Here is a 5,217-nt window from a genome sequence, read left to right as displayed (position 1 = left end):
CTATACGTACGACAACGCCAACCGGCTGGTCAGCCAGACGGATGGGCGTGGGGCGGTGACGACGCTTTCCTACGACCAAATGGGCCGGCTTCTCACCAAGCAGGTCAAGGCGGTTGGCGAGACGACCGCCACGGTGACGGCCACCAATACTTATGACACGGCGGATGCGGGCGTCGGATCGGCCCCCTTCCACAATGTCGGGCTTTTGACGAAGTCGGTGAACGCAGCGGCGACCCAGAGTTTTAGCCGCAGCCTGAGCGGTTCGACGACAGTATTGACCACCAGGACAGTGATCGATGGGATCACCCATACGACGGCGGAGACCAGGGGCAAGTCCGAGCAGACCCTGTCGATCGCCTATACACCGGCTGCGGTGCCAGCTTCGATCCCAGTCGGCACGTCGGCGGCGCCGTGGACCTACAATACCGCCAACAAGCTGCTGACGGTGCCCGGTTATATCAGTGCCGCCACTTACGAGGCGGACGGCCAGACGAAGTCGATCGCCTATGTCAACGGGGTGACGACGGCGTTTGCCTATTCGCCGACCCGCCGGTGGCTGACGCGGGTGACGACAGCCAAGGGCACCACCGTGCTGATGGACAATCAGTACACGCGCGACAAGCTGGGGCGGATCAAGACCATCGTTGGTCTCACCACATCCGACAGCTGGACCTATGCCTATGACGACCTCGACCGTCTGACCTCGGCCGACAATGCCGGCAACAATGCACTCGACGAGACCTATAGCTATTCGTCGACCGGCAACCTTCTGTCGCGCACCCGGATCGCCGGCACCTATACCTATCCGGCCGGTGCGGCCATCCGTCCGCATGCGGCAACCCAGATCGGGACGAAGCCGATCGGTTACGACGCCAACGGCAACATGGTCTCGGACGGCACCCGCACGCTGGTGTGGGACCGGTCGAACCAGCTTGCCAGCGTCACGCAAGGGGGATCGGCGGTGACCTTCTCCTACGGTGCGGACGGATCGCGGGTGATGAAGAACTGGGCGTTTGGCAAGACGCTTTATGCCGGCGCCGATATCGAGATCGACCGGACGACGCCTGGGGCGGAGGTCTATACCTACTATCCGCATCCCGACATCAAGGTCGTTGCCACGGCCGCTGGCGTGACCAGCAAATATTTCCTTCACCGCGACCACCTGTCGTCGGTGCGTCTGGTCACCGACGCTGCCGGCAATGTTGCCGAACAGACCAGCTATGCCGCGTATGGGGAAACCACCAATCCGGCGATGCAGACGAAGAAGGGCTATATCGGCGAACGCTTCGACGTTGAAACCGGGCTGATGTATCTCAACGCAAGATATTACGACCCGGCCTTCGGACGCTTCATCGAAAAGGATGATGAGGCAGACATGGAAGTCGATGGCGAACGGCAGGCAAAGACGATCATGAGGCTTGTGCCCGCGGCCATCGCCAAACCCGGATCTCCCACATCCGCCAACGGCACGGCTCCAACAGCATCCGACCGGTAGTCAGAGCGCCCAGGCGAGCGGCCGAGAAGGTCGCTCGCCTACCAACCAAGCCACACCCAAGCTACCGTTCCAACTCTCGCACCCGGAAATCCTCGATGCGCTCTCTCGTCCGGCCGTTCCTTGCACGCGTCCTCAGCCTGCTACTTATCGGCGCCATGCTGGGCGCTCCATTCGCACCCACCGCCGACGCACGATTCATCTCCCCCGACGACTGGGATCCGACTCTCGAAGGCGTTGGAACCAACCGATATGCCTACGCCCAGAACGATCCCATTAATAAATCCGATCCGAACGGACATGTTGTCGAGGGGGCAGACGATCCGAATTCGCCCGGCTTCGAAGAAGCCGGGATGAATGATGCAGGCGAAAGCTTGGATAACGGCTCAATTTCCCAACAGGAGTATGATCTCCTACAAGCTTTCTTCGAAACAAACGCCGCAGCACGAGAAGGTGAAAAGCGCCTGGCGGATGGGGATGCTGTTGGAATATCGATGTTTGATGCGGCAAACATCGCTAATGCTATTGGCGCGGCAGGTACCGCAAGTGCGGCCCTGTCAAAGTCTCTGGAATCAAAAGCGACCAAAGCTGGGACAGGTCTTTTTGGGGCGATTACATCCCAACAGGGCGGCTCAATCCGAAACGTCAACCCGACAGGCGGCACTCTAAATTGTGCAAACTGTGCGATTGCTACTGATGCTACGCTGGCTGGCCGGCCCGCGTCGGCCCTACCGGGTGGGCCGACCCGAGTGGGTGATTTACAAGATTTGTTCGGTTCGCAGTTTAGTCGGGCTACGACGATTAACGGAATTTCAAAGACCATGTCGAATGCAGGTAGTGGCGCTCGGGGTGTGGTTTTTGGAGCTCGCGGTACCGAAACGGGCCACTTTTTCAATGTGGTAAATCAAAACGGGCAGGTACGATTTTTAGATGGACAGATAGGCGGTGTTCCATCATTTCACGGATACAGCAGCTTTCATTTAATGAGGACGAATGAGTGAAAAAGATAGGATTTGAAGAGGCCGAAACATTGGCAAAATCTAGGATTAAAGAGCTTGAAAAAAGCGTGGGGTGTGATCTCTCGATAACCCTGGAGAATACAAAATATTTAAGTAACGGATGGATATTCTTCTATAACTCGACGTCTTTTGTTGAAACAGGAGAAATACGTTGGGCGCTTGGAGGGAACGGGCCAATCTTTATAAGTGAAGACGGAGCTTTGTTTGAGCTGAGGAGTGACTTACCTTGGCAAGAGGCACTGAAGCAAGTTAAGGCAAATTAACTGAAAAGATAGGCGCAGGAATTCTGCAGTTTTGTCCGGCCGGTGAAGTTTGGGGATAGCAATGGCAAAGTCTCAGGCGGCGGGCGCACAAGCGAACCGACAATTCTCGGAACAAGCTATTGATTGTCCAGTTTCCTATCGCCGACCCGGAGCCTCGGCAGTAAAGCCGAACACACCTATTCTGAGTGACATTAATGCAGTTGATTGTGTTCCTCGCCGCCTTGCTGTGCTTTTCGTGGTGCCTGCCTATCCGCAGGCTTTGAACGGAAGGAATACCCCCAAGAAGTGTGAGCGTCCGGTGAACGGATTTTTCAGTTCAGACGGATAGCTTCGCCTCCTCAGCCATGACGCGTTCGATCATTTCTGGATCGCAATTTTCATTGGCAAGGAACTCGCGGACACCTCCGTCCCATGACCTGATTTCGGCGAGGAACTCCTGAAGGCTTTCGACACCGCGCCGGGTAAATCCGGTGGTGCCGTCCTCAGTGCCGTTGTGGAGGTGGACCATTTCGCCGTAGTCGATATTGTCGGAGTTGGCGGCAATCTCCTGGAGGAGCTCAAGGTTCTCGCCGATCATGGTGGCGACGTCTTCGATCGTATAGATGTGCGTCGAACGAGCCATCAGACAGCCTTTTGTAGAGCGGTGGTTGCCGGCAACATATTCCAAGGTAACAGGTCTTTGAGCCGGTCTTTTGGGTAGTCCTTGATATGGCCGAGAACCTCGGTGAGATAAGTTTCCGGGTTGTGGCCATGCAGTTTGGCCGTCTCGATGATGGTCAGGATATTGGCGATGCGCTCACCGCCGTTATCGGAGCCGGCAAAAAGCCAGTTCTTCCTGCCAATTCCCAGTGGACGCATGGCACGTTCGGCTATGTTGTTGTCGATCTCGACGCGCCCGTCATCGATGTAGACACTCAACGCCACCCAGCGCGACAGGGCGTAACGCATCGCTTCCGCCAGTTTCTGCTTTTGCGGCAACGTCCGCTGCGTATCCTCGATCCAGGCCTTCAAGTCCCGCAGGATGGGCCTGGCATGTTCCTGCCGCAGCGTGCGCCGCTCTTCGGCCGACATGCCGCGGATACGATCCTCGATATCGTAGAGCGCGCCGATGCGGGCCAATGCCTCATCAGCAATCGGTGACGGCTTCAGCTTGATCACGTCATGGAATTTGCGGCGCACATGCGCCATGCAGGCCGCCTCGATGATCTGGTTGCCGTAGAGCTTCTTGTAACCACCGTAACCATCGGCATGCATCACGCCGCGGAAGTCCGCGAGGTGATCGGCCGGATGCGCGCCTTTGCGGTCGGGGCTGTAATAGTAGGCGATAGCCCTGGGTGTCGGGTCTCGGTAGCAACTCCCGTCGAAGACATAAACCCAGACCCTTCCGGTTTTGGTCTTGCCCCGCCCAGGGTCGAGAACATCGACCGGGGTATCGTCGGTGTGTATTCGATCGACGGCGGCGATATGGGTTCTGATCAGCACAATCAGCGGGGTCAATAGAACGGAAACGCGGCCAACCCAGTCCGCCATGACGGACCGGGAGATGTCTATTCCCAGCCGGTCGTACATCTCGGAAAGACGATAGAGTGGGATGTGGTCGTCGAACTTGGCGACCATGATATGAGCGAGCAATCCAGGTCCAGGCTTGCCGCGCTCGATCGGCAAGGTTGGCATCTCGCCTGAGACCGTCGTATCGCAGTCCCTGCAAACCATCCGCTTTTCGACATGGCGGACAATCTTCACGGATGCCGGCACGTGCTCCATCACCTGAACCACCTTGTCGGCAGCCTTCAGGAACGATGTGCCACCACACGTCGGGCAATTGCAGGGGGCCGGATAAACAAGCTCTTCGATTGGAAGGCCATCCGGCAAGGGTTTGCGCTTCGGCTTGTCAGATGCATCGTCCAGCTCTGGCAAAGGATGCTTCCCGGAGCGCATCTCGGCCTCGGCGCGGGAGGCCTCGATCTCCTCCAGCATCAGTTCGAATTGCTCAATCTTCCGATCTATCTTTTCCGAGGAAGGGCCATGCTGGCGATGGCGCAGCAGTTCCAGCTGCGCGCGCAGGAGGCCAATAATGGAGTCACGCTTGCTGACTTCTGCTTCCTGGCTTTCAAGTCTTGCCGCTTGTTCAGCGACGAGCGCGCGCAAGGCTAATAGTTCATCCTGACTGTCTCGCGGCGCCGTTTCCATGGCCAAAAACATAGCCGATTTGCAGCGAAAGAACTAGCGATTTGCCCCGGATGCCCCTGCAAAATATAGGGTTTAACCTGTGCGACCAGGGGCGGAAGTCCAGGCCGGTCGGCGCCAGTCGATCCCCTCAACAAGCATCGACAACTGAGCCTGTGTGAGATGGGCAACGCCCTCCTTGGCCGTCGGCCAGGGAAAGTATCCGCGTTCCAGAATCTTGTAAAACAGGCAGAACCCTTGGCCATCCCACCATAAA

At 57.4% G+C, this 5,217-nt stretch carries 6 protein-coding genes; 3 read left to right on the top strand and 3 right to left on the bottom strand.

Annotated elements, in window-relative coordinates; genetic code table 11:
* From PMI07_RS17300 to PMI07_RS17290, 3 genes are all read left to right on the top strand, one after another.
* Window positions 1-1,495: RHS repeat-associated core domain-containing protein (locus PMI07_RS17300; protein ID WP_024163879.1), on the top strand; the 1,495-nt coding region annotated here is incomplete at its 5' end.
* 95 nt (window positions 1,496-1,590) lie between these two features.
* Window positions 1,591-2,493, top strand: coding sequence for a toxin glutamine deamidase domain-containing protein (locus PMI07_RS17295; protein WP_024163878.1), 903 nt, complete (start codon window positions 1,591-1,593; stop codon window positions 2,491-2,493).
* On the top strand, window positions 2,490-2,774 hold the full coding sequence (locus PMI07_RS17290; RefSeq protein WP_037087406.1) for a YrhB domain-containing protein: 285 nt from the start codon (window positions 2,490-2,492) through the stop codon (window positions 2,772-2,774). The genes PMI07_RS17295 and PMI07_RS17290 overlap by 4 nt, the downstream gene beginning before the upstream one ends.
* A 316-nt stretch (window positions 2,775-3,090) precedes the next feature.
* On the opposite strand, the gene PMI07_RS17285 is transcribed toward PMI07_RS17290, so the two are convergent.
* The 3 genes from PMI07_RS17285 to tnpB all read right to left on the bottom strand — a co-directional run.
* The gene (locus PMI07_RS17285; RefSeq protein WP_024163877.1) at window positions 3,091-3,396 is read right to left on the bottom strand and encodes a hypothetical protein; all 306 of its coding nucleotides are present in this window, start codon (window positions 3,394-3,396) and stop codon (window positions 3,091-3,093) included.
* A complete protein-coding gene (locus PMI07_RS17280; protein ID WP_007755480.1) occupies window positions 3,396-4,964 on the bottom strand; it encodes an IS66 family transposase in 1,569 nt (522 codons plus the stop codon). Before PMI07_RS17280 ends, PMI07_RS17285 begins: the two co-directional genes overlap by 1 nt.
* A 72-nt stretch (window positions 4,965-5,036) precedes the next feature.
* A partial coding sequence (gene tnpB, locus PMI07_RS17275) for an IS66 family insertion sequence element accessory protein TnpB (protein ID WP_037087403.1) occupies window positions 5,037-5,217 on the bottom strand: 181 nt, incomplete at its 5' end.

Source organism: Rhizobium sp. CF080 (assembly GCF_000282095.2).
In the GTDB taxonomy this organism is placed as follows: Bacteria; Pseudomonadota; Alphaproteobacteria; order Rhizobiales; family Rhizobiaceae; genus Neorhizobium.
The sequence above is the reverse complement of the archived record's forward strand: the minus strand, read 5'-3'. Positions and strand labels throughout refer to the sequence as shown.

Bases quoted from the DNA above. Each gene is read 5' to 3' on its own strand.
- PMI07_RS17285 (WP_024163877.1), bottom strand. From the start codon at position 3,396: ATGGCTCGTTCGACGCACATCTATACGATCGAAGACGTCGCCACCATG.
- PMI07_RS17295 (WP_024163878.1), top strand. From the start codon at position 1,591: ATGCGCTCTCTCGTCCGGCCGTTCCTTGCACGCGTCCTCAGCCTGCTA.
- PMI07_RS17280 (WP_007755480.1), bottom strand. From the start codon at position 4,964: ATGGAAACGGCGCCGCGAGACAGTCAGGATGAACTATTAGCCTTGCGC.